Raw genomic sequence first — 24,762 nt, 5'->3', positions numbered from 1 at the left:
GAATGAAGTTTGTCTATCGTAGCATCGTCGACCTGTGCAGGATCGCTGCCTCGTTTGGAAAACCCCGCAGCCATATTCTTAATCGCGGCTCGCTTCCAAGCCCCAATCTGCGTGGGATGCACACCATATTTCTTTGACAACTCCGCCATCGTCATTTCTTCACGGATAGCTTCAAGCGCAACCTTGGCTTTGAAATCGGGCGAATGGTTCTTTCGTTTCGTCATTCTGGATCATCTCTTTCAAAAGTTGATCCACCTTAACTACTGGTCCGAATTCCCGCGACCACCTCTGTTTGATATTGCAAGGTCTTGCGGGGTCGTTCGTTCAACTGTCTGGCAATAGCGCTGAGTTTGGCTTGCGAATGAACCGACAGATCAGTCCCACGAGGCAGATATTGCCTTAGCAATCGGTTGGTATTCTCATTTGATCCGCGTTGCCACGGAGACTGAGGATCGCAAAAATAGACGTCTACGTCGGTTGCTAGCGTGAAGCGCGGGTGGTCTGCCAGCTCTTTCCCACGATCCCATGTCAAAGATTTGTAGAGTTCACGCGGCAATTTATGAGCCGATTTAATCAGCCCCGTGACGACACTTTCGGTATCCTTGTTGGCGACTTTGACCAGCATGACGTACCGAGAATGACGTTCGACGAGAGTTGCAATGTAGCTATTTTTGGACCCTCCGATGAGATCGCCCTCCCAGTGGCCTGGAACAGCCCGATCCTCGACCGATGCTGGTCTTTCTGAGATTGATATGGCGTTCTTGATCTGACCAAGACCGTTGCGCTTGAGGCTGGCATGCTTAGACCGCCGAACTGTACGCTTGGCACGCAGATGCTCCAGCAGCTCCTTCTTGAGGACGCCACGTGCTTGTATGTATAGGCTTTTGTATATCGTCTCGTGTGACACTTGTCTCTGCGCCTCTCCCGGAAACGCACGTTTGAGCCAGCCCGCAATCTGCTCGGGCGACCATTTACGTCGCAGCTTTGCTGATACTGCGCGGCTCAAAGATGGATGACAAGCCAGCTTACATGCCTTGGGGCGCAAAGCGCGATCCCACGTTGCTTGGTCTGAAGTCACCGCACGATATCCAGCAGGCCCACCATTGCGCCTAACCTCGCGGCTGATGGTCGACGGGGAGCGCCCTAATTGGTGCGCTATCATGCGTAGTGAACATTTGATGCTCAGCCCACGCGATATTTCCTCCCGCTCAACAAGGCTCAAAGCACGGGTGCCAGGTTTGCGATCTGGTGGACGAATGCCACCCGTAGGCGAGATCACTGAAAAGACCGACGAGGAGGGCCTATCAAACACGCGCCCAATCGACCTCATGGACTCCCCACGTTGCCAACGATCCCAAATCTCCGTGCGCTGCTTAGACGAATAGTAAATTCTGCGACGATACTTCATGTTCAACACTCCATCTCTTCCAAAAGACTAAAGTGTTGCGTCCACCGGTTGAAACCACCGCCCATAGTGACAAATGCTGCGAGTGAAAAACGCTTAAGGCGCCTAAGTCGTGATATGAATAAACCAATAACGCGAGTTGGTGGGGGAAATTGGTGTTCTATTTGACAAGTGTTTTTTCTGAAAACGACTTTAGGGTTTATAAGAATCGGCACCCCGACAATCTTGATGATAAACACCCCTACGGACCGTCCCAGCAGGAGGGGGCGTTACGTCTCAGGCCATTGCTGGGCCGCGTGGAGTACACGCAGGATTGTCACAGCGACGGCGTTCTCAGCATAGATTACGATGTAGTTTGGCCGGATGACCATCTCGCGTGTGCCGTCGATCCGCCCCACGCGGTAGAGCTGCGGGCTATCGGGGAGGCGTGAGGTTTTCGCCTCAATTTCGTCTTTGAGAGCTTGGGCCGCGTCAGGATTGTCGTCGGAAATATAATTGATAATCGCGAGCAGGTCGGCGATTGCCGTTGCCTTCCATTCAAGTTTGAGCACGGCGTTTCTCGTCAATCAGCGCCTGCGCTTCCTGCATCACTTGGGTATGTGGAACAGCGGGGCGCGGATCATCCAGAGCTTCCTGCACTTTGGCTCGAAACCAAGCGTCATAAGCGTCTGGATCAGCAGTCAGGCCTGCGGGTAATCCGCCTTCCGTTGCAACGCGGGTCAACAGGATACGCACGGCATCCGAGAGTGTCAGGCCGACCCCAGCAAGGGCGTCAGTGGCTTTAGCTTTGAGTTGGTCATCCACGCGGACATGGAGCATCGAAGTTTGTGCGGGCATATGAGTATCCTCCTAAGTAAAATTGTATCTCAATTGAGATACAATTTCAACTACTTTCACCGATCCACAGCGCAGAGACTTTTGGACTTGTGAGCGATTGTTGAAATGCGACGCTTGTTAGCGTTGCTACCCCGGTTAGGCGGCCGGATGCTTTGGAAAGCGCCTAACTCGCTAAAGGGCAATTTCTCATTGAACCGCAGCACCTAGTGCCCTTTTTGAGAAGGGTTTTGACCAGTTGCTCCTCTTGAGACTTACGGAGAATTTCAAGTCGATTCAGTTGTTCAATCACTTCTCTGTTTGGGCAAGATGCTCGAAGTATAGCTTTATGAGATTTGTTACAGATCTCTTCACATGTAGCTCCTTTGCATTCCTGATTTCTATGTGGAAAGTGAAGTTTCTTGCACCCTCTTGGGCAAGGGTTTCGCAGATTTACGAAACCCTTTTCCTTGTCTTTGTGTTGCCTCAACGGCCTCTCATAAAGAAAGCCACGACTACGAAAAATTGAATCCAAGACCTCTGACTTCCAACCCAACGGCTCAGCTATCTCTTCCATTCGAATTTGAGTGTTTGCGGCGCTTCCGTGACTCAGGCCTTGATCACGCGGCCAAAGGCCATGCTTGGATGCAAAATCTTGATTAGATAGGTATCTTCCGAGCATCGCCCACCAACTCCATGCGTCTTGCTCACTAAAAACCGGGCGAGTTGAGTTCAAGTATAGGCAAAAACTTGTGTCATCGTTGATGTGCCGCTCAATACAGCACTTTGGCAAGCGCCTGTGAGCCGAAGTTTCAAATGCTTTGATAGAATCCGCGCCGACGGTCTCAATGCTTATGAAATACAGCTCACCCGGCGCACCGCTATCTTTTTGGCTATGGGCCTTAACTTCTAGCACCCTACGCTTCCGAGCTAGAACGTCGACCCAGTCGGGCTTGGCTTCAAAAAGAATATCTATCGAACTCATAGGCCGTCGAAATGCGCTCTGGTGTCATCTTGGGAGTTAGGTGCGTGTGCCCTAGCATACGGCGCTGCGACGACACTCGCGACGGGCTGACTGCTAGCCGTACTTACATCATCGAAGTCCAACTCGCCTGCTCCACCATCTGTGCCAACGACATCTCGAAGATAGCTCGGAAGAGACTTCATTGCAGTTGGGCCAAACCGGGTTTCATTGTGTTCACATGACTTCTGGACGCTTTCTGAAACGCTTGTCGCCTTACTTGACGCAACCCTGACCGAACGGTCGCCGCGGATTCCTATTCTCGAAATAGGCGTTGGCCCAAACTCGACACCAATCGCCAACCCCAAAGGCTCAGCACCCTCAAGCAAATCGCGGCACAGATTAAATGAAGAGCGAATACCTCCAGCGCATTTAGCTGCCTGCAACAATGTCTCTTTGGTATCCGTCTCCGTTGATGATCCGTGGGCGGTCAATGCGTGAACACAATCACCGATAAAGCGGATTTTCCGACCGCCAAAATCATCGCTTACCACGTGCTGAAATTCTTCACGAATGACATGCAACGCTTTTACAGCATCGCCGATCTTTCCCTGTGCTATTGCACCATCGACATAGTTGGTGAAACCAGAAAGGTCGGCATAGATCGAGGCAAGGGGCATCCTAATTGAATTACTCGGCGAAAGCTTGTCGAACTCAATTTCCGACAAAGGAGGTTCTTTGTAGTGAAACTGAAAATTTGGATCAGTAGGATTAGGCACTTTCTTGGAACGGATTTCAGAATGCCATTCTGTCAGAAGTCCTTCAACGTTGCTTGGCGATTGGTCAAGACCAAGAGTAACACCTTCTACAGCATCTCTCGATGAAAGATATCTGTCGAATGTATCTGTATCCAGTTGCAGTCGTGACTCCAACAAAGAACCCAGCTCGGGCCGACCGAGTTTAGCTCGAACTCTGTCGGAAACAAACAGTCCAGGCTCATCTCCGTCTGCCAACTTAGCAGCGTGGTTAGCCGGACTACCAAGGAACATTGGCTCTTGTTCTAAGCCTGTCCCATTATTGATTGCCACGCAGGGTCCGGCGTCAATTCCAATGCGAAAGCGAGCGGTAAAATCGCCTCCGGCCAGTTGTTTGTTCGCTTGCTCCGCAACATAGCGCAAGTCCCGCACGAACGCGAAAGCTTCGGCAATGGTTTCAGACGTCACACCATTTTGTCCGTTGCCTAAGATAACCGCATGCATTCGTCCACCATGGAAATCGACCCGTTGAGCTGGGCTATTTTCAATCACTCGATCACATGCACTGTAATGAAGGTGCAAAAATCTTAGAGCTTTAGCATGCGAGGCTTCTGTTTCGCGCAGTGCTTCCATCCGATATTCATCATAGTTCGTTATGGCGACGTAAACCTGCACAGTATCGACAACAACTGCTCGCCCTTTTGGAAGTTCATACAAAGGCTGAGTTTCTCTTTGCCCCGCAGCCATCAAAACAGCTCGCGTCTTGGTGAATTCCGGCAAATACTCTTCGTAGAAGTTCTGAACTTCAATCTTAGGTGCATTTGCAATTAAATTTTGGATGCGGTCTCGCGCAGCATTGTATCGCCAAGTCATAGCAGCTCCTGTCTCAAAGTACCTCGCGCAGAACAAGGCGTCCTCTATTTTCTTGTTACATCCTATAAAATAGGGCTTCATAAGTTAGTGTCAAGGTGCTATGGTTCATAAAAAGATCGGGGGATAGCCTTGGAAGAGTTCAAAGACATAAAAACAAACATAAGAAGGCGCTTCGAGTTCATAGAATTCTGCCTGAACTGGGACGGAAAGGTTGGCCGCCCGCAACTTCAGGATCAATTTTCGATATCGCCACAGCAAGCAACTACCGACTTGACGACATATCTGGATTCCTGCCCCGGAAACATGAGCTATGACCCAAGGCAGAGAGCCTACATTGCAGGCGATAGTTTTGAGCCAAAGCTCATTTCTGGAGAAGCCTCAGAGTATTTCATGCATCTGGAAATGCTCGCAAAAGGCTATCGAACAAATAGCGAAGTTTGGATTAGGAATCTACCACAGGTCGCAACTGTATCAGTTTCCTCACGTCCGCTGAGCAAAGCAACAGTGAAAGCCGTTGTTCAGGCAATAAATTCTGAATCAGCGCTTCTTTGCGATTATGCCTCGATAAGTTCAGGCAGCGTAAGCAGCCGTACCCTTGTTCCGACGGCGCTGGTCAGCGATGGGCACCGATGGCATATCAGAGCATATCATTTGGAAGAAGCTCGCTACGGTGACTATGTGCTAACGCGCATGACCCGACCAGAGTTAACCTCGCGCCCAGAAAAATCGATTCCTATCGACGGTGAGTGGACCGAGAACATCATTGTCCAGTTCTCGGCGGCAGGCGTTCACAACGAATGGAGACGCTCCCAATTGGAATACGAGTATGAAATGGAGGACGGCAAACTACCTGTTTCAACAAGCAAAGCACTCCTATTTTATGTCTTACGCCAATATGGCTTCAATCCATACGACCGAGAAGAAAATGGCATGATGCGGAACGTCAGTAGCTTTCAGTTACAGGTGTCTAATCTAGAGGAGGTCGAAGAGTGTTTGCGCCGAAGAGATTAGCAAAAAAATTTGCCGAGACAAGCATAGCGGATCCACTTGCACAGTTCAGCGGAGAGGATCGTGACCGACGCATATTGCGGATTTTAGGCGAAAACCCTGCAATCGGTGCTGATACCGATGTCTTGGATTTTTTTATGTTAGCTGGCGAGCTTAAAGGGTTTATGCAAGGCCATGAAATCATTACCCAAAATTCGAATGATAACGATGTATTTTTCATACTTTCAGGTGAGGTCGACATCTTAACAGACGGGCAGAAAGTCGCGTCTCGTTCAGCGCCAGTCCAAGTAGGCGAAATGGCAGCAATGAAACCAGGTGAAGTACGTACTGCAACGGTACGAGTTCGCTCTCAGACTGCTGCGATGTGGCGTGTCTCAGGCACAAAATTTCAGGATATTCTAGAGGCAAATCCAAGTTATCGGGATAGACTTAGCAGCGATCTAGTCCACCGATTTCGACAACGAATGAGTATTGGAAAAATTGCGCGAAGCAATGGAATATTTAACTGGACTGCCGTATCTGCAATGCTTGGGGTAATAGCCTTTGTCGCGGCGTTAGTTCTGACGCAAATGGTATCATTCTCTTTGATTCAATCCTCGGTGCTGTCCATCGCTAGCGGGTTAGGCCTATTTCTGCTGAGTATGATGTGCAATCCGGACCTTATTTATCGAAATATGTTTCGCTTATCGGGCTTCGGCATTATTAGCATAGTTGTTTATGGTTCAGCCAGTTGGGCGTTGTCAGTGGACGGTCAAGACCAACCTTTGCCATTCTTGTTGGATTTCAACACCGGCGGAGAGATCAAGGCTAGTGTGCTATTCGTTACGATAGCTGGTTTACTCGTATTGGCTATAATTTCTTCCAACAGCGACCTTCGGATGAAAGATAAATAGGCGGCTTAGCTTAACAGAAGGATGGAACCTGTCTGTCGTCATATAAAGTTGGACGTCAGAGCGGCTTGAGTATTGGAGACTCTGGTTCGTTTGTGTGAGTGCGACGGATATACCGAAGCAGGACAAAATCAAAGCTGGTTTGGGGAAGCTCAAGCCAGCTTTATTACTTTTCGAGTTTCCTGATTTTATTTAATATCTTCAGCGCATTAAAGCTTTTTTGTAGAACTTCGCTGACAGTCATATCGTTTTCAATCGCGTAGATTTTAACATCTCTCTGAAAATCCACGGGAACTCTGACATTAAATTGATCTTTTTGCGTCATAAATTTATCCTTTAGCTGCAACAATAGATCGAAAAATATAGCTTTGACTACAACTAAATGATTGAATTGATTAATTATTTTGTAATCCGGAGACTACAAAATCAGTCTCTTGACGTTCAGATTCAATCTGAGTTAGGCATACAACATGACACACGCACTTATCATTCTGAGCCAACGAATACCCCTCTAAACGAACGTTTTAGAGGGAGTGGCATGGTGCGGCGCGGACTTTATACGTCCTACTTAGTTGTCGATTACAGCGTAGCTCCCCCCTCAGCACATTTGGGTCGATAGCTGGCCATACCCACCACGCCCCTGATAAATTATTTTTTCGACTTCTTATCGCTAGATAGTTTTCTGATCTCAGCAGTCAGCTCTGCAACTTCTTTCCGCAAGGATCTGTTATCTTCAACAGCTTCACGCGCACGAACAGCCTCTTCTGTATACATCTTGTCAGCTTTATCAGCTCTCTTAGTTTCAGCAGTCAAAGACGCTTGGGAAGCCTTCATGTCACCGGTCAAACTGTGCAGAGATGTCTTGGTTTCCTCAACTAGCTCACCTAGCTCGATGATTTCTTCCTTCTGAGATTCAACTGCGACATCAAGTTGAGACTTCATGTCTGCAATCTCTGACTTATGCTTCGCGCCCAGTTCAATAAATTCTCTCTGGTGGGCAGTATTAAGCTTAGAGACTTCGGCCGCAGCTTTCTCAATAAGTTCGGCGCGTGTCTCTCTGAGATCCTCTGAATATCCCCTAGCATTAGCTTCAATTCGAGCTTCGAGCGCTGCAACCTGCCCGATTTTCTGATCGCGTGAAGATCGTGCATCCTTTAGGTCTTCTTCAAGGTCTTCGATCTTAGATGCACTCTCAGTTGATAGCCCTTCTTTCTCAGCTTCCAACTTTTCGACTTCATCTTGCTTCTCATCGACCAGGCCAGAAACATCTTTAAGTTCTTCAGTAATAGTAGCTAATTTTTCTTTCAGACCTTCGCGCTCGGCATTATAAGCCGCCTCGGCCGTAGCTTTCACTTGTGTAAAGAGATCGTCCGCAAGTGTTGTGAACATCTCTTTAACGCTCGCCGGTGCTTTTTCTGCGATGATAATCGCGTTGGAAACAGCTTTATAAATATTTGAGACTTGTGTGTAATTACCACCGACAATTTTGTAAATCGCCCGCGCAGTAACCTTATCACCTGCTTCTTCCAGCTGCTTAATTGCAGCTTTAACGTTAGCTTCGGAGGCTTTTGGCTCTCTTTTGATCGCTATTTCTTCGATAACGCGTGTATCTTCAGTCATATTTTCTCACTTTTGATTATGTTGATAACAGTGGTAACGTTTAATAACGTTATCTTTGTTACCTGAATAAGGTTTCGGAATGGTTCGGTCCAGAAAACAACTCAATAAAAAAGGGAAATCAGCGATATAGCGCCGCAATAACAAGATTATCGTCTGTTATCAAAGACCTCAACTTGGGAATAGACCCTCACACCGTAAGAAAGATAAAGTATGAAAAATGTTATTTCTTGCCGCCACTTATCTAATCCGTGTGCCTTTGTAAGAGCGGCCAACTTAGCTGCATTACTTCTTCTATTTCCGCTTTCGAGCCTGCCATTTCAAGTGTTTGGGTATAAAAAGGTAGATTATTTGAGCGTCCATCTGAATCGCTGAAAGTGTCGCGGCCCGCAGCCAGCTTGTTGGCGAGGACACGGTTTCAGCGATTCAGATGGATGCGCTAAATGATCACAAACAGATTCGAAACGACCTCGATGCTCGCGAATGTGCTCATCGCGATCTGCCATATGGCGAATATGTCCGTCATCAGAGGTTTTAGGACCATGAGTAGCTAAAACGATGTAGAGTTCGGCTCACCGTGCGGTTTGCATAATAGGCGTGTTTTTGTGATGCCCGCGTGAAGCAAGGCCTCATTTAGGAATTAACTCTTTGAGCCACCCTTGGAAGTTTGAGATGCGTCCAATCCCAGCTTGACGAGCTCTCGAATTGCTTTTGTCCGCGCTCGAATTCTATTGTCAAATCCCCAACTATCAATTGCCTCTACTTCATCTGCCGGCAAATAGATGTGTAGCCGAATGCTGGCTTTCTCTTGATCATTACTTTTAGTCATAGTTTCTCCAATCAACTTCAATATGAAGTATAACACACTTTGTGTCAAATGGGGTATTGACACATCACAAACAAAATGGCACAAAGAACCCACGATACACAAATAAATTTTGGAGATACACTATGCTTAAAATCGCAAAAGAGATTTTCCATTCTCTTCACGTCTTTGCTGTGATGGCCCACGTGACCCTAGTGTTCGGCGAGTTGCTGCACGTTCTACCGATGGCCTAAAGGACTAAGCAATATGAAACTATTACTCTTCCAGATACCCGAACAGACCGTTGCTGAGACCATTGACGGTTAAGCAGCTTGAAACCACCCGCACAAAGCTCAAATGTTTCGAGCCCCCTACCCTCCCCAGCAAAGTGACTGGCACCAGAAATTTCACCCCAAAAAAGTCTACGTCCTAGCGCTGAATCCCTCACTATTTCGACAGAAAGCCACCGTTGGAAATTGTGTTCCAACCACAACTTTTTGGTTTCTTTTGTAAGAAGTAATGGGGGGAGCCGTTGATATTTCAAATTCAGCCCAACTCGACAAATTGGTTACCTCGTTCCCGGGATTGCTATAGCCAATAAAAAGTCGCCAAATTTTGATCAGACAGAACAAATGGAGCCGTAACTCTATTTGAGAGGTCGCGCCCTAGTCCTAGAATACCAATAATTTGCACGCCACGGAATTACCCTCCCTGCCCCATTTTTAGAGCTGTGGCACCGCCTGAAACCTTTACCAGTGCGTCTCCAGGACAGGTCTTTACTCAGCGAATTATACCTCGCTGTGAGGATCTCAAGCCGGTGACCTTCGTAAACCAAATTTCCGGCGGCAACGTACCACGCCTCACTCGCCCATAAAATCAGCGCATCAATTTTCAGGTATTTTGTCACACGCGACAATCTCGAATCCGTCCAGTTTCCCGGTAACCTTTTCCAGAACTGATTGCGCAATTTCTGCGGGGCCACATACTATTGCTTCCCGCGTTCGAGCGCGTTCGGGTTTTGAAACGCTTCGCTTATACTTAACGCGACACAATTCCTTAGTGTCAGAGTTGGTATATAGAGAGTTATTATATACCATTCCTGACGTTAACCGGAGCGGAGCAAGATCCGAGTTGGCCGTTTCGTGATTATTCCAAATATCTGGCAATAGTCGTGCAGCCTCTCTCCCCTCAAGCGGGATGACATTATATTTCCGCGCCGCGCACTCTATCCGGCTTCCCCCTCGTTTGAAGTCGTCCCAATGAACAACTCTATCGACCGTGATATCCAAGGCCATCTCACTTAAGAGAAAAACCTGTTTTAGCTCTGTGTTGTGAATCAAACGAATTCGGTCAATTGCCTGCTCGGCTTCAGCTTCGCGGATCTGATACAAAATGCGTTTGACCCACGGGTCGGGATGGCTCAAAACCCGAACGGGGACAGCACCATCCTCTATTCGAATGCCACGCCACTCCCAAATCGCCGGCGCTGACATGAACGAAGCATTCGTTTTCAAGGCATATGCACGCGCAATAAGTTCTACAGCCGAAAGTGGTGGTTGCTCGCGACCGATAATAATGACTGAGTCGTAGTCTTCCCATCGGTTAAGCCCGCGTAGAGCTCCAAAGTGACCAGCGCGAGGCGAGCCTTCTAAGCCGAGTTTCTGAATGATTTTCTTTGTTGCAAACACCGCGGCAGTGTCATGTCCCTTCAAAACAGTATCCAAATGCTCTCGCAGATCACAACTTTTCTGAGCGATATCACCATAAGCGGGCTTGCCGCCCCTCCCCTCCCCACAAACATATTGGCGTGAGAACTGGCAACCCACGACTTGCGTGACCACGGCGTTGCGCTCAACTGGATAGTGATGAATTATTAAATCCGATCCAAACATGGCTTTGGCAATCTCCTCATCGCCCGTCCCGTCTAAGTAAAGAAAAGGTGCGTTAACTCCATGTAGCAACGGGCGAATTCGCAAAATTTTTATCCCAGGAGCTTGAGAAGATTCTGCATCCTGAATATCCGCACTCTCTTGAACGATGGAAATTGGAGTAGCATGAGTGCCACTTAATTCATCCCGCAAGACTTCAAGAAAGGTCTTAATCTTGTCGACTCGTGGTGGGTTGCTCTGTAATAACTGAGCCATAAGCAGTTTTGACGCGGGTCGTCCGCGTTGACCTGAAAGGTTCAAATCCTTCAAACTATCCCCCAGACTCGAGACTACGCGCCCTGCATAGAAAAAATGCAAATTTTTCAACGCCTTATCCACTATCTCCAGATCTACCCCAGATTTGCGGAGTTGATCTAAGGCAGTCGAGCTATCGCTTTGCATTGCAAGTGCAAAGTTTCGCAACAATGGCTGTAGGGTATTTTGAGCAATTTCATGCGCATCAACGGCGGCTTCTGTCAGGGTTTTTTCAGAAGCGCGATACGGTAAGCCGCCAAATTGAAAGCTTGCCTCCAGATCTTGAAACGACAGGCTAATGTCTTCAACGGCAAAATCACTTGGCCGTTCGTCAAACACAGCCAACTCAGGCTTCACCTCGGCTGGCAACGGCAAAAACGCGTATTGGGGCGGCGCGAAGAGTACCAAGCCCTCTGGTTTGGAGACCAAATTCTCGACTTGCCTTTCTTGAAGCATGTAGCCGCATTCATTTCGCAACGGACATTTTAAGCAAAGCGTACTTCGCACCGTCAGGCCCATCTTAGCAACTTTGGTTGCCACATCCGGAATGAGACACATCTTTTCTCCCGCAGTGCCATCTGGGTTAAGCCTATTGCGCCCGCGCACAACAAGGCACTCAGGCGAACCTTTAGGGGAATTCCTCGCGTATTCGGCTGCGGCTTCCTCGCATTTGGCGTGGTTCGGCAGAAACATAGCGCTCACGAGCCCAGTAGCCTTGTGGAGCCCTCCTGGTGCCCCATTGCGGCCAGTAAGGCCAGACGATTTCCCGACCCCTTGCGCACCCGCCAACATCCAGCGAGGGGCCGGTGCTGACGACAATTCAGATTTGGCATTCCTTGCGAAATCTACGGCTAGATCTACCCAAGAATTAACGGTTGATCGATGCTTACCAATAGCGTCATTCCGGTCCAAATTCGCTCTCGGAAAATAGGGCTCAATGACATTCGGTTTGGGCGACGACTTGCGCATGAATATTGGCGCTTTAAGACCCGATTCAAACCCATTTTCAACAGCTTCCCTATACCGACCGTGGCCTGTTGCAGCAGCCGCTTCCAATAAAGCGTTTTTGGCCGCGTCGAGCGAAAGTGAACCTGCTGAAACCAGTCCCGCGATATAATATGCTTGTTTGTTAATTTCGACATTGCGCAGGTCTGCCTTACGTATCCGGTTGCAAGCATCAGTTAGCTTTTGCACGCCACCAGAGGTATTCGTGAATGAATTCGAGAGGGTTGGGGCGGGGTAGATGTCACATTTAATGGAGGGAGCAGAATCAAGATTTGCCGGCCGAATTGCCGCTTCTGTAAGCCCAAACTCATTCACTGGCGCAAAGTCACGTATCCCGAGAAAAGTGCCGGATCGCGGAACTCCAATGAGTGGGTCAGTACAGTCTATAATTATTGGCGCCGCAGTGTAATTTGGTTGTATTGGGCATGCTAGTTGTGGATCAGACCCAACCCGATTGTAGAGAGCGCGTCTTTGGGCTTCAAATAGCGGCTTATCCAAAAGAATCCAAAAATGGAATTTAGCCAGTCCTTCGGCGCGAGTTGTTCCGGCACTCGAACTGGCTTGCCAATGAACGCTAACACCCTCTAGAGCAGGTAGGCGCGCAACGACGGATCGCCAGATGACGTCCGCGAGAGCCGTCGAGTCATGCCATCCAAACCCAGCTGGGATATCGAACTCATCGATGTCAAAATGTGCAACCCTACTTCCATTATCCTCAAGACTCGCAGGCGCGTCTGAGCGCGAATTCTTACGCCGGTAAATTCTATCCGCATTCTCATAGGGTTTTGTTACACCGCCGGTAACAACCATTTTGTTTGTTTGCGTTTCCAGTCCCGTCAGTAAGTTTGTAAGCGCTGCGAAATCATTTAGAAGAATCTTTTCGGCTTGAAACCATTTTGCGTTGTCGTAACTCTGAGGTCCCGTCGCTCTGATGATTTTGGTACATTTTTTGCCACTGAGAGCTGTTAGTACCGTCACTTGCGGAGCTGCTAGACTTTCAGTTATCTCATATTCTCGATCTTGCGAATTCTTCGCCATATTCTGCCCGTATTCTGAGCGCCTTTGGGCGATAGGTATTTAAACAAGAAGAAAAATATCACCTCATCCGAATAACCAAATTAGTTCCCGCAAGCACACCTTAATATGCACAGCGACATGCGGTGCGAGATCAAGGGTGAACGAGCAGAGTTTCACTGGAATTAAAGTTTGGGGCAGGTAGATTTTTGGTATTAACTAGTTTTTAATTATTGTCGCTGCGCCAGAGTTAACCGCAATTGTTGATCTTTTTTATCAACGTACAACGGTGTGATCGATGCTTTTTCGAGAGATAATGTACGACACCTAATACCTCCGATAATTTTTATAGCAATCTTCGAAAACAAGCGAGTTATGACTGAATCTGGTGTTTGGGCGGTTTGAAGGTTGGCGGCGTATCTGGTTGATTTGTTGTTGTGAGACAGCAGCCCAACCAAAGGAGATACACCACCATGGAAACGACTAACATTGTTGATTTTGCGCGTCGAGACAGGATCACGGACGCGCTGACGGATTTGCTGAGAACGGGAGCACAGGAATTGATCGCGACAGCAGTTGAAGCTGAGCTTGCTGGTTATCTGGCGCAATTTGCCGACTTGCGCACTGATGCAGGTCACGCGGCTGTCGTACGCAATGGCCATCATCCTGAGCGCCCATTTCAAACGGGCATTGGCCCTGTGAGCGTGCGCATTCCAAAGGTCCGCTCTAAGGATGGCACACCTGTGACGTTCCGCTCGGCCCTAGTGCCACCCTATGTGCGCCGCACCAAGACGTTGGAAGCCGCGCTACCGTGGCTGTATCTAAAAGGCATTTCCAGCGGCGAGATGGCTCCCACGCTCAAGGTTCTTCTAGGCCCTGAGGCCCAGGGCTTATCCGCGAATACTGTCTCACGTCTCAAGCGCGATTGGGCCAAGGAATACGACGGCTGGAGAGAAGCAGCACTGGACGATGAACCCTTGGTCTACATTTGGGCGGATGGTGTTCACAGCGGCCTTCGGGGAGAGAATGATAAGCTCTGCGCACTTGTGATTGTTGGGGTCACGGCTCGTGGTCAGAAGCGGTTCTTGGCAATCGAAGACGGGGTGCGCGAGTCCACCCAGAGTTGGCGAGAAGTTCTGCTCAACCTCAAAAGCCGGGGGATGAATGCCCCCAAACTGGCGATTGGAGACGGTGCCATGGGGTTCTGGGCAGCCATGGATGAAGTCTATCCCACAACGCGGCACCAACGTTGCTGGCAACACAAAACGATGAACGTGCTCAACTGTTTGCCGAAGCTGTCTCAGCCAAAGGCAAAGGCAGCGATCCACAATATCTGGCAGGCCGAGACCAAAGCGGATGCAGAAAAGGCGTTCGATCTGTTCATCGAAACCTATGAGCCAAAATATCCCAAGGCGGCACTGTGCCTGCAAAAGGACCGGACCGAACTCATGGCATTCTTCGACTTCCCAGCTCAACATTGGCAGAGCATCCGCACCAGCAATCCAATTGAATCCGCCTTTGCCACGATCCGCCACCGTACCAAACGCTCGAAGGGCTGCCTGTCACGTGATGGCATGCTGCACATGATGTTCAAGCTCGGACAATGCGCTGAACAAAACTGGAGGAAGCTACGCGGCTTTGACTACCTGGCCAAAGTCATCACAGGCGTCACGTTTAAAGATGGAATTGAAGCCGCTAACCCAGACCAGATCGCCGCATGACCAACAATCCTCAAACACCAGATTTGACAATAACTCAAAACAAGCTCAGAAGATTACGGACTTCGCTGACGGGAAATTCAGAATTCAAACTCTCGAAACTACTCCCCCTCGATCCGCGCAATCTCTCCACGCAGCTGCTTGATCTGTTGCGATTTCTGAAATTCGTCGATCAGCAGCAAGAACATCTTCGTCTTTCCGCCGTGCTGCATTCTAGAGTTCTCAAAAACCAGCTTCATGAATTCGTCAGCTCGCGATTGTGGCACACGAAATTGCAAATGTACCGCTTCTTCGTCACTTATTTTAGTCATACATCTATCCTTTTCTGTGAAGGATAGGCTGAAAAATCTAACCTTGGCTAGTGCTAAATCATTGATTTAATTGTAGTATAGGTACTACACATGACGCTATTGACATCTGAAAATCGGATACCTATTTTAAGATCATGATCCGAAACGTACTCATATCCAACACCCAAATATCTGCCTGAAAATTCAGGTGGCCCACATTTCTGTGGGAGGGCTTTGGAAGGACATCGGACTTATATCCCGAAAATATTGGCGGCAGATTACCGTGATTGTCGAGAGTTCAAATCTCTCCCCTCCTACCATTTTTACTAGGGGTATTTCTATTGGAATACAAAAATGCAATCGACTTTGACAACATCCAAGAAAGCCTTGAGCGTGAGCTTGGCCTTGGTTTTGAAGGCTGGATCCCGAAAATTGAAATTGGATTACTTGAGTTGAAGTTAGAGCTTCAAAACTGCGAAATCACCCCACCTATCATTGTGCAAATGAAGGAAAGGTTTGGTGACCTTCGGATTTACACTGACTCACAAGAGCCGGCGGCCGTAAGTGAGGCGTTAGAAGACATCTGCCGGCATGTGAACTCATCGTGTCAGCGTTGCGGTAACGCTGCTGAAGTCCAGGTAGTCTTCGGCTGGGCGATCCGACTTTGCTGTCACTGTTATAATAAATTCTTGGACGAGCGCTTCGACGGCGCAGAATCGCGATGGCCTGATAGTTTGAGCCCATTTGACGTCGCAAATAAGTTCCCGGATCTTGTGAGACCTGATTGCGCAAGTCTTCTTCCGAGTGTTGGCCAGGGCTGGCTCGTCGCTTTGGGTCAGTATCTAAAAGAAATGGATTACGCTGTGCAGCGAGCCGAATTACCGCCCGGGACTGTGCAAATTTGCGATATCAAAACAAAAAATCGAAAGATCTCTCTGAGCTATCATCAATATCACGAGGTAGCTGAATTATCAGAGCTGCGCTTAGAATATGCCACCTCACAAATCTGCACGCGCTGCGGACATCGAGGTAGCCGGCGACGCGATAAGAATTATGCGGACTGCTTGTGTGATTATTGCTCTACGAAAGGCTGGGATCCGTTCGCCCATAATTAGTGGCGCCCCTTCCCTTTCCGAGTCGGAATCGGTCGACCCGATTCTACATATAGTGTCCAATGTTGTGTAATAGAGACTGATGTAGTGTCTTAATAGACTCTAGTTTAGCTATCATGATAGAATGAGGTTAGTGGACTAAATATAATAATTTCAATGGGTTAGCTTGTGTTATTGACTTATAGTGAGTGAGATAATGACTATTTCTGAAAAGTTCTTGCTTTCGTGCACCCAAATCTGGCACAAATATATCAAAACAGTAAACAACGAGAGGTCCAAAGAGACCTCCGAGGCAGATACCGAGCAGGAGAAACAGATGATCTAAGCACCCTTCCCCAGAAAAGCAAAAGCCGTCCAGCGGAAACTAGACGGCTTTTATAAATCAAAATGTCCTTGCAGACATCCAGAAAACTAACACCTTCAGGATAGCAGGACACCTTTTACGTCGCAAGTGTTTTTATACTTGTGCGAAGGAGAAAGAATTGTCTTCTACTCTAAAAATAGATGCGACTAAAGGATTTGTCGCCCTCCCCGCCTCCGTCATGGATTTTGAGATGTCTCTTGGAGCATTTAGAGTTCTCGTTGAACTCTGTAATCTCGCATGTATCCGCGGATACAGTTGGCCAGGCCAAGATCAACTTGCTGAAAAAATGGGGCGCTCTAAAGCCTCCATTTCAGCATATGTTAAAGAACTTCGAGATCTTGGCCTTATCGAGACTATTAGTCAGAAAATGGCATCAGGATATAACTACCGGTGCAAATACCTTGTTACTTTTTGGGCGAGCTGGATTCAGACGCGTAAAGAGAACCAAATCAAAAATAATAAGCCTGCGAACAGTAATCAGCCCGCTGAAAGCAGCGTTCGACCTGCTGAACGCCCTTCTTCGAAGAAAAACAAGATATATAAAACACAAACTAGCGAGATCGCGAAGCGTCTCGCCGGTGATGTAAATGATGCTTATGAAGCTTGGAAAGAAATAATTGACCCTCGGTCAAACAAACTAAGAAAAGAACCGCCGCCCGGGTTGGCTAGTTTTTCAAAGAACCTTCTATCTAAATTTCCGAACCAGCCAAACATCTCACTGGGCGAGATTGAGGATGGATTACAGGGTATCTGGAAGACCCTAGGGCTCAGTGTATCCGCGGACACACTCAATCTTCAGTCTGCATTATTATCTCGTCACAACTGCTCTCAAGCAGCTCTAATCAATATCCGCGCAGAGATTAAGGCCGCTTGGCAACCGCATTGGAAAAAACCACCGACGTCGGATCAGTTTAATCAATTCATATCGAAGCATATTGCGAATAAACCAACGCTAGATCGATTGTCCTTCATTTCTTGTGCACTCTTATCGCATGAAAACAGTGAAAAACGATTGCCAAGGGCAGCTTAGCTCAGTTAGGGTTAGTGCAAACACATCCGGAGAGATGAAAATGAGCAGCATTGAAACAGGTGTATCCGCGGATACACAGCCAAAACCGCCTGAGGATCTTCAGATGTTTGCGGAGCGTTTGACAAGAGTCATGGGTAACGTAAACACAAAGCTTCAGCGCGACCTAACTCTAAAAAATAGAGTTGCTCGTAGATTTTCACAGCGCGAGGTTGCTGACTTCGTTGGCGTCGATAAAAATTATCTCATCCGATTAGCTAAGACTGAACCCTCCTTTCCCGTGGGTGTTGTTCGCGGACGCGAGCGCACCTTTAGCCCTGATGAGATTATGCTCATTCGAGCCTTGATTGGATCAAACCCTCTCCAAAAACGACCACATCTTTTCTGGAGAAAACCAGACGAGGAGCTGAAGGTCGTTGTGTTTGGGGCGCAAAAGGGAGGCACCGGCAAGAGTTTGAGTTCAGCTCACTTTGCACAGTATCTTGCTCTTACGTACGGTATGCGCGTTGGTGTGATCGACAGTGACCCGCAGGGCACTGCATCACTCTATTTTGCAAATGAAGATCTACCTCTCTTTAAGGATGACACACCTACCCTTGCGGATTTTATGGGGGTTGATGAGCCTGGGCAGGAGCAACCCACTAACCATGATGCTAAAACTTTAAACAGTTTTTGGCAGCCGACACCTTGGCCCGGACTGCGCCTTCTCCCTGGCGGAGCCAATATCCTTTCCGGAGACGTAGCCCTATATTTTATGCGAGCGACAACGCGTATCCATAAAGTATTCTCAAATGCCCTGAAGATTTGGTCTGACGCTTATAAACCAGATACCCAGCCCGGAGATCTCCGAAATTCAGACGGCACCTTCAACATGGAAAAATATGAAAAAGCGCTTTCCGAAACCTTTGACGTGATTATTGTTGATCAACAGCCGAGCATCTCCCTGATGCAACTCAACCCCCTTGTATCTGCGGATACACTCATTATCCCGCAGACAATGAAAGGGTTTGATTTATCCACATTAACCACATTCATTTCCGTACTGCGAGCCTATCTGGAGACACTTACTGCGAACGATCCAGACTTGCATCTCGGGACCGGTAAGCATGTCGTTTTGCCAACCATCGTTCAAGAATCGAATGACAAGGATACTGGACAAATTCTTGATCTGTATCGTCGCGCCCCAGATCTTATTTCTCAAGTCTGGTACAGCCGCTCAGATGCGATTGCGAATGCTGCCGAGGAGTATAAGAGTATTTACGAGTACCAGCCACCTGACAGCCGCAGATCGTCTGCAAGGTCATTTCTTAACAATGCGAATGCAGTGAACGATGCTCTCGTTAAACGAGTTTGGCCGGAACTTCCATCTCGAGGGTTTGCAGAAGTTTTCATCAAAGAACACTGGGGTGAGTAGGAATGGCTAAGAGAATTTTATCAGTCAAAGTTGACCAAAGCGAAGTTGTATCCGTGGATACAATTAAAACCAACCCATTTAAAAGCGGAGCGATGCCTGAAATGTCAGGTATCGTAAAGGGCGTTGCTGCGGGTGATCAGGCGCAAACGATCCTTGAATTGAGGGAAAAACTACTGGCGTCTGAAAAGAACCCGCAAGCCGAAAAGAGTAGGGTGGTTGATGATATTCTTGCCGGCCGTTTAGCAATTAGTATTCACCCAGATTGGTTGATCGATCAGGTCGGGTCCGACAGAGATAACCCGCTAGGTAGTAGTGGTACGGCGGAAAGCGACTTCGCACGCTTAGCAGATGACATTGATCTAAACGGACAAATGCAGCCAATCAGGGTGCGTGTATCCGCGGATACTTCTGATATCAGAGAAGCGCTTTATATCCTTGCGGCCCAAACCGCAGAAGGCTCGACTAATACCTCCCAGAAACCTCCCGGAGAGCTCGTGGACCGTCTCTTCTTACAGTCCGGCCGCAGGAGAACGGCCGCTTGTAGACAGAAAAATAAACGCGTCATGGCTTTTGTATCCGCGGATACAACGGAAGGATCTTCAGAAGAAGCGACTGATCTACTGGAAAGATTCCGTGAAAATGAACTTCGGTCAGACCTGTCTGGCTGGGAAAAACTAAAAAGTATTGCTCAAATCAAGAATGCTATGCCTGAACTTTCCCAACAAGATCTATCAAATAAGCTGGGTATCGGACGTGGGGATATTTCAGTAGCTGTTAGTGCAGTAGAACTTGAGAACGAGCTAGAGGGTTTCTATGGCGCCAAATTTCGTGAAAACGGTATCCGGTGGTTTCGGCAAAGCATTCCGACAGTGAAGGTCTGGGTAAAAGATGGCCGGCCGGAGGAGGGTGTATCCACGGATACACTGGAAAAACCAGCCAGTATCAAAAAGAAAGTTGACAAGGATTTTCACGTCTTTGAGCCGCATACGCTGAAAGCCCGGCGTCGGGGCAATAAGATTGAACTCTCGTCTGGGTATACACTATCTCTTGGTGCGGATGGCGTCACCTTTTCCGTAACAAATGCATCCACTGGAGAATTTGCGAGTAAAGAAGGTGTCGCTGACTTGATGAAAATCCTGACCTCAGCCCTTAAGAACTCCAAAATTCAAGTCGATTAGAAGGCTGTATCCGCGGATACAACTCCGAAAAGCACCTCCCCTTTCGGACTATAGTCCAAGTGTTTTTCTCGTAAGGCCTCGATTATGTCATTGAGGCACTAAGTCCCTTAATGCCAATAGAGTGCATCCGCGCCGCCTTCGGTGCTAGGGATGCCTTCGGCGACCACTTCGTGGGAGATTTTAGCGCAAAGATTTTCAAGTCTCGTCCGGTCGACTTGTAAAAAAACTGACCAAACAAAGTTTCACGCAATCAGATTAGTGCAACAGACCTCATCCATAACATTTAATTTGGGTAGGACAAAGGCACACAACCTATGCTAAGAAAACATTTGATGTTCGCACATTGTTCAATTCCAAGAAGAGCCTAATGAAGCACACGCTATCCGTTCAATCATCTTTCCAAGATTTCTGCCCAATAGCAGAAGCCGTCGAACGGCTTGCCAGTGGGAGTGGTGCCAAAGAACGTGGAGCAATCTACACCAAGCGGGAAGTAGTGGACTTCATTCTTGATCTTGTGGGTTATACCACAGACCAAAACTTGGCGGATTTTCGCCTCCTCGAACCGTCTTTCGGCGACGGAGATTTCATCTTCCCAGCCGTGGAAAGACTTTTGAAGTCCGCGCAACGAGAACCCAATGGACTAAAGTACAGCAGGCTTGCACCCGCGATCCGAGGCGTAGAGCTCCACCGTGAAACTTTTCATCGTAATCGCCTTTCTATGCAACGCATGATGATAAAGCAGGGTGTTTCGAAAAGTGACACGGAAACTTTGCTAAATACCTGGCTTACGCAGGGAGATTTTCTTCTAAGTGAATTTAAACATGATTTCACTCACACAGTGGGCAACCCACCCTATATCCGACAGGAAGCGATTCCTGACGTGCTCATGGGCGAGTATCGGCAGCGCTACAGCACGATATATGATCGGGCAGATATTTACGTACCATTCATTGAGCAATCGCTTCGTCTTCTCGGTGTGGGAGGCAAGCTTGGTTTCATTTGTGCTGACCGATGGATGAAGAACCGATACGGAAAAAAACTACGTGAGCTGGTGAGCAAAAACTACGAGCTTTCCACCTACGTCGATATGGTTGGAACAGACGCTTTCCACAGTGAAGTGAGCGCTTATCCAGCAATCACGTTGATCGAGCGCCGCACGCCAGGTCAGAGTAATAATTCGACGCGGGTATTTGCCCGCCCGGAGATTGATAGTGCAGCTCTGAGCGCCCTTGCACGGGAGCTTACTGCCCCGAAACTCAAGAAATTAAGCGGCGTCCGTGAGATCGACAATGTGGCAAAGGGCTGCGAGCCTTGGATACTAGAGGATTTCGAAGCGCTTGCTTTGGTACGGCGCCTGGAGGTGAGACTTCCCACACTTGAAAATGCAGGATGTAAGGTCGGAATCGGCGTTGCTACCGGCGCTGACAGGGCTTTCATCGGGGACTTCGAAGAGCTCGACGTTGAACCGTCCCGAAAACTCCCGCTCGTGATGACCAAAGATATTCTCGACGGCCATTCTCAATGGCGGGGTAGGGGAGTGATCAACCCTTTTGGTGATGACGGAAAGCTTGTGAACCTCGAGGACTTCCCGCGCCTGCGGAACCACCTGGAAGACCATTTCGAGCAGATCGCAGGGAGGCATGTCGCGATGAAAGCTCCGCGGAACTGGTATCGAACCATCGACCGGATTTACCCCGATCTCGCGGAGCGCGAGAAGCTTCTGATCCCAGATATAAAAGGCGATGCAGCCATCGTCTATGAAGGCGGCAAGCTCTATCCGCACCACAACCTTTATTACATCACGTCCGACGATTGGGACATACATGCACTGCAAGCCGTTATGCGATCAGGGATCGCACGTCTTTTTGTTGCGCTCTACTCGACTAAGATGCGAGGTGGATACTTGAGGTTTCAGGCGCAATACCTCAGACGCATCAGGCTTCCCCTTTGGGAAAACGTGAGTATACCCATGCGTGAGCGATTGAAGCGATATTCTGAGACGAACGACCGCCACGAGCTTAATAAGATAGTCGCTAGCCTCTACGGAATTTCCGCCAGTGAAATGGCATTGATTGAAGGGAGCGGCATACAATGACCCTTGATCTTGCGGACTACGAAGCCCAAGCACGTGAAGCAGTGAAACTCTTTTGGGGTAACAGGAAAGCCGCACTCGCTAAGCAAACTGATGCAGGCAATCAAGATGCAGGTGCACGCGGCGCAGTGACGGCTGGCAAGAATCTCGATGGTTTTGTCGCAATGGTTCAATCACTTGTGGAGGCAAACGAGCTTTGGGATGCCGAGATTTGCGTGAGAAAGCGGTCTCTCGTTCTGCCAGGGTTTTACCGACCGACAAAGGAGTGGGATATGCTGATCTTGCGGCGTGGGGAACTCGTGGCGGCGCTTGAATTTAAGTCTCAAGTGGGCCCATCCTTTGGCAACAATTTTAACAACCGTTCCGAAGAGGTCATGGGCAGTGCGCATGACATGTGGACGGCTTACCGAGAAGGCGCATTCGGAGAGGATACTTCGCGCCCTTTCTTGGGATGGTTAATGCTTGTTGAAGAGTGTGATGCATCGACCTCGCCGGTGAAGGTTTCAGAGCCTCATTTTCATGTTGATCCGGTTTTTCGAGGCGCATCATACATTGAACGATACGACATCCTTTGTAAGCGCCTTGTGCAGGAAGGGCTCTACAATAGCGCGGCACTTTTGGCGTCGCCGCGTGAAGCGGCGGCTGATGGTCAGTTTAGGCACTTGAGTGAGCTTGCATCACTTAAAACGTTTGTGACCGAGTTTGCAGGTCACATCGCAGCGGTTGCGGCGAGGTAGTTTACTATGGCGCTCATTCGCCCCCGATTTACCGAATTTCATGATGTTTTCGTGCCGCAGGCCGAGCTTGATTTTGCAATTCCGTTCGTTGATGAGGACATCCCTCTCTACGTCGACCCTTTTCTTTTGTGGCGCTAGCCTTCGTTTCAAGACAAAGGCCTTCACCAGCTTGTCTTGGGTGCATTCAACAATTTAGGGGCTTTGGCTAGGAAAGGTGATCGAGACACTGCAATAGGGCAGCTTATAGCTGCCTCTGAGTGTGATGAGGTAGGTCTTGGGACATCCGCCACCAGAAGAGGGACGCGGATCGGCCGTGCTAAGGCTGAGGAGGTTCTCAGTCTGTTTGAACGTATTCCCTACTGACCCTCCACGTTCACATCCTTGAGATGAACGATGAAATCCACCGCCTGAAGCACAGCCGAAAAAAGGATAATAATCAAAGTCTTGACGTACAATACAATCTATGGATGTATGTGGATATCGGTTAATTGTAAATGTGTAAGACTGTTTGATGTTTGTTGCGATACTCCTGTTCCTCCAGACAGCGCCTTTATCTGATTTTTCAGCCTATGCTCAAGATGGGTATGTATGAACCGAACTGCTAATTCCGCGCCCAGGAGCGTTTTTTCTACAGAACTACTTTAAGTATTTGGATAAATTGAGGTAATAAATGCCAACCGAAAAAGTTCTAGGTCGTTCAAACTATGACACTCTCTGCGCACGCGTTTCTTTTGTGTCGTCATGTGCCATTCTTCGGGATGCAGCGTCTTTTCTTAAAGCGAGCCTTGTGGTTGTCTTGGCTTTTGTAAACTCACCGGCAACCGCTAACACCATAGACAGCTCTTTAACACCGATGTCGGAGGAGCGCTCTCCCTGCACAGCCTTCACGGATGACGCGACCTATGTTGACTTTTCTATTCGGATGCAGCTTGAGGACCGCCATGTTCCGATGCGGGTGCCTAAACAGTATTTTGAAGATTTTTGGGATCGTAAAAGCGGCTATGAAACCACGTCGCAGCTGTTCAGCGTTGAAATTGGAAGTTTTGCACCGGTGAGTCGGCCAGAAACGTCAAAACGCAATCGCGTCGGTGTGCATAACTGGTTTACCTTCAATACTACCGACGTTGTCCCTCTCGATGAAGTGGCGGCGATTCATATGAAACTGTCTATCTTGATAAAAGATAGGAAACGCATCTCTGGTGTTTTCACTCGATTGCCCGGGCCTCATGGATTATATGAGTTGGGGTTTTCAGGGGTACAGCCTCAATTCCGACGTCCAGAAAATGTGTACATAGCGGAGTCGCCGAGCAAAGGTTTGACATCCGTCTTGGAATGCGACGCTCCAGACTCTGTTTTGAACCCAGGCTGCCAGCTCAATTTTCGTGCGTCGGGCATGGATGTGACCTTAAATTTCCAACGTTCAGACCTTCCGAACTGGCGTGAATTTCAAGCCGATACCACACAATTTTTAAACTGTGCAACATCCTCGGGAGCATAATTT

20 protein-coding genes, 1 tRNA gene and 1 pseudogene are annotated in these 24,762 nt (G+C 48.5%); 12 read left to right on the top strand and 10 right to left on the bottom strand.

Annotation, left to right across the window (positions count from 1 at the left end; all coding sequences use genetic code 11):
* Positions 1-125 precede the first annotated feature (125 nt).
* The 6 genes and pseudogenes from RC74_RS23835 to RC74_RS21465 form a co-directional block, all read right to left on the bottom strand.
* Positions 126-224 (bottom strand): annotated as a pseudogene (locus tag RC74_RS23835) (hypothetical protein); the annotation flags it as partial.
* A 32-nt stretch (positions 225-256) separates the two neighbouring features.
* Entirely contained in the window at positions 257-1,408 is a 1,152-nt protein-coding gene (locus RC74_RS21485; protein ID WP_039002466.1) for an IS30 family transposase, read from the bottom strand.
* Positions 1,409-1,674: 266 nt separating this feature from the next.
* A complete protein-coding gene (locus RC74_RS21480) occupies positions 1,675-1,956 on the bottom strand; it encodes a type II toxin-antitoxin system RelE/ParE family toxin (RefSeq protein WP_039002467.1) in 282 nt (93 codons plus the stop codon).
* Positions 1,943-2,242, bottom strand: a complete 300-nt coding sequence (gene relB, locus RC74_RS21475) for a type II toxin-antitoxin system RelB family antitoxin (protein WP_062628422.1) — start codon at positions 2,240-2,242, stop codon at positions 1,943-1,945. Before relB ends, RC74_RS21480 begins: the two co-directional genes overlap by 14 nt.
* 163 nt (positions 2,243-2,405) lie before the next feature.
* Positions 2,406-3,203 (bottom strand): E2 domain-containing protein, encoded by a 798-nt coding sequence (locus RC74_RS23830; RefSeq protein ID WP_039003176.1) that lies wholly within the window; start codon positions 3,201-3,203, stop codon positions 2,406-2,408.
* Positions 3,200-4,807 carry a nucleotidyl cyclase domain-containing protein gene (locus tag RC74_RS21465; protein WP_039003175.1) on the bottom strand — a complete coding sequence of 536 codons (1,608 nt, stop codon included), beginning with the start codon at positions 4,805-4,807 and terminating at the stop codon, positions 3,200-3,202. Before RC74_RS21465 ends, RC74_RS23830 begins: the two co-directional genes overlap by 4 nt.
* Before the next feature lie 129 nt (positions 4,808-4,936).
* Here RC74_RS21465 and RC74_RS21460 point away from each other — a divergent pair, with 129 nt between their 5' ends.
* Positions 4,937-5,818 carry a BrxR family helix-turn-helix transcriptional regulator gene (locus RC74_RS21460; protein WP_039003174.1) on the top strand — a complete coding sequence of 294 codons (882 nt, stop codon included), beginning with the start codon at positions 4,937-4,939 and terminating at the stop codon, positions 5,816-5,818.
* On the top strand, positions 5,797-6,708 hold the full coding sequence (locus RC74_RS21455; RefSeq protein WP_039003173.1) for a cyclic nucleotide-binding domain-containing protein: 912 nt from the start codon (positions 5,797-5,799) through the stop codon (positions 6,706-6,708). The genes RC74_RS21460 and RC74_RS21455 overlap by 22 nt, the downstream gene beginning before the upstream one ends.
* 163 nt (positions 6,709-6,871) lie before the next feature.
* On the opposite strand, the gene RC74_RS22460 is transcribed toward RC74_RS21455, so the two are convergent.
* From RC74_RS22460 to RC74_RS22455, 3 genes are all read right to left on the bottom strand, one after another.
* Positions 6,872-7,030, bottom strand: coding sequence for a hypothetical protein (locus RC74_RS22460; RefSeq protein WP_156477583.1), 159 nt, complete (start codon positions 7,028-7,030; stop codon positions 6,872-6,874).
* Between the two features lie 323 nt (positions 7,031-7,353).
* Positions 7,354-8,325, bottom strand: coding sequence for a DNA-binding protein (locus RC74_RS21450; protein ID WP_039003172.1), 972 nt, complete (start codon positions 8,323-8,325; stop codon positions 7,354-7,356).
* A gap of 1,686 nt (positions 8,326-10,011) precedes the next feature.
* Positions 10,012-11,829, bottom strand: coding sequence for a hypothetical protein (locus RC74_RS22455; RefSeq protein WP_156477582.1), 1,818 nt, complete (start codon positions 11,827-11,829; stop codon positions 10,012-10,014).
* A 1,973-nt stretch (positions 11,830-13,802) separates the two neighbouring features.
* Here RC74_RS22455 and RC74_RS21435 point away from each other — a divergent pair.
* On the top strand, positions 13,803-15,050 hold the full coding sequence (locus tag RC74_RS21435) for an IS256 family transposase (protein WP_039002321.1): 1,248 nt from the start codon (positions 13,803-13,805) through the stop codon (positions 15,048-15,050).
* A gap of 98 nt (positions 15,051-15,148) precedes the next feature.
* On the opposite strand, the gene RC74_RS21430 is transcribed toward RC74_RS21435, so the two are convergent.
* The gene (locus RC74_RS21430) at positions 15,149-15,358 is read right to left on the bottom strand and encodes a hypothetical protein (RefSeq protein WP_039000026.1); all 210 of its coding nucleotides are present in this window, start codon (positions 15,356-15,358) and stop codon (positions 15,149-15,151) included.
* Positions 15,359-15,562: 204 nt separating this feature from the next.
* Here RC74_RS21430 and RC74_RS22450 point away from each other — a divergent pair.
* From RC74_RS22450 to RC74_RS21395, 9 genes are all read left to right on the top strand, one after another.
* Positions 15,563-15,657 (top strand) — tRNA-OTHER (locus tag RC74_RS22450).
* A 21-nt stretch (positions 15,658-15,678) separates the two neighbouring features.
* The gene (locus RC74_RS21425; RefSeq protein ID WP_039000027.1) at positions 15,679-16,452 is read left to right on the top strand and encodes a hypothetical protein; all 774 of its coding nucleotides are present in this window, start codon (positions 15,679-15,681) and stop codon (positions 16,450-16,452) included.
* Between the two features lie 479 nt (positions 16,453-16,931).
* Positions 16,932-17,843, top strand: a complete 912-nt coding sequence (locus RC74_RS21420; RefSeq protein ID WP_039000028.1) for a helix-turn-helix domain-containing protein — start codon at positions 16,932-16,934, stop codon at positions 17,841-17,843.
* A 40-nt stretch (positions 17,844-17,883) separates the two neighbouring features.
* Positions 17,884-19,254, top strand: a complete 1,371-nt coding sequence (locus tag RC74_RS21415; RefSeq protein WP_169798778.1) for a ParA family protein — start codon at positions 17,884-17,886, stop codon at positions 19,252-19,254.
* Positions 19,255-19,256: 2 nt separating this feature from the next.
* Positions 19,257-20,432 carry a hypothetical protein gene (locus RC74_RS21410; protein ID WP_039000029.1) on the top strand — a complete coding sequence of 392 codons (1,176 nt, stop codon included), beginning with the start codon at positions 19,257-19,259 and terminating at the stop codon, positions 20,430-20,432.
* Between the two features lie 367 nt (positions 20,433-20,799).
* On the top strand, positions 20,800-22,527 hold the full coding sequence (locus RC74_RS21405) for an Eco57I restriction-modification methylase domain-containing protein (protein ID WP_052274563.1): 1,728 nt from the start codon (positions 20,800-20,802) through the stop codon (positions 22,525-22,527).
* Entirely contained in the window at positions 22,524-23,261 is a 738-nt protein-coding gene (locus RC74_RS21400) for a PaeR7I family type II restriction endonuclease (protein WP_039000030.1), read from the top strand. The genes RC74_RS21405 and RC74_RS21400 overlap by 4 nt, the downstream gene beginning before the upstream one ends.
* Before the next feature lie 6 nt (positions 23,262-23,267).
* On the top strand, positions 23,268-23,399 hold the full coding sequence (locus RC74_RS23435; RefSeq protein ID WP_257722134.1) for a hypothetical protein: 132 nt from the start codon (positions 23,268-23,270) through the stop codon (positions 23,397-23,399).
* Positions 23,400-24,057: 658 nt separating this feature from the next.
* Complete coding sequence (locus RC74_RS21395) at positions 24,058-24,759, top strand: hypothetical protein (protein WP_156477581.1); 702 nt, start codon at positions 24,058-24,060, stop codon at positions 24,757-24,759.
* Positions 24,760-24,762 lie beyond the last annotated feature (3 nt).

The organism is Falsihalocynthiibacter arcticus (genome assembly GCF_000812665.2).
Taxonomy (GTDB): domain Bacteria; phylum Pseudomonadota; class Alphaproteobacteria; order Rhodobacterales; family Rhodobacteraceae; genus Falsihalocynthiibacter; species Falsihalocynthiibacter arcticus.
Note: the sequence above shows the minus strand (reverse complement) of the source record. Positions and strands in the feature narration are given on the sequence as shown.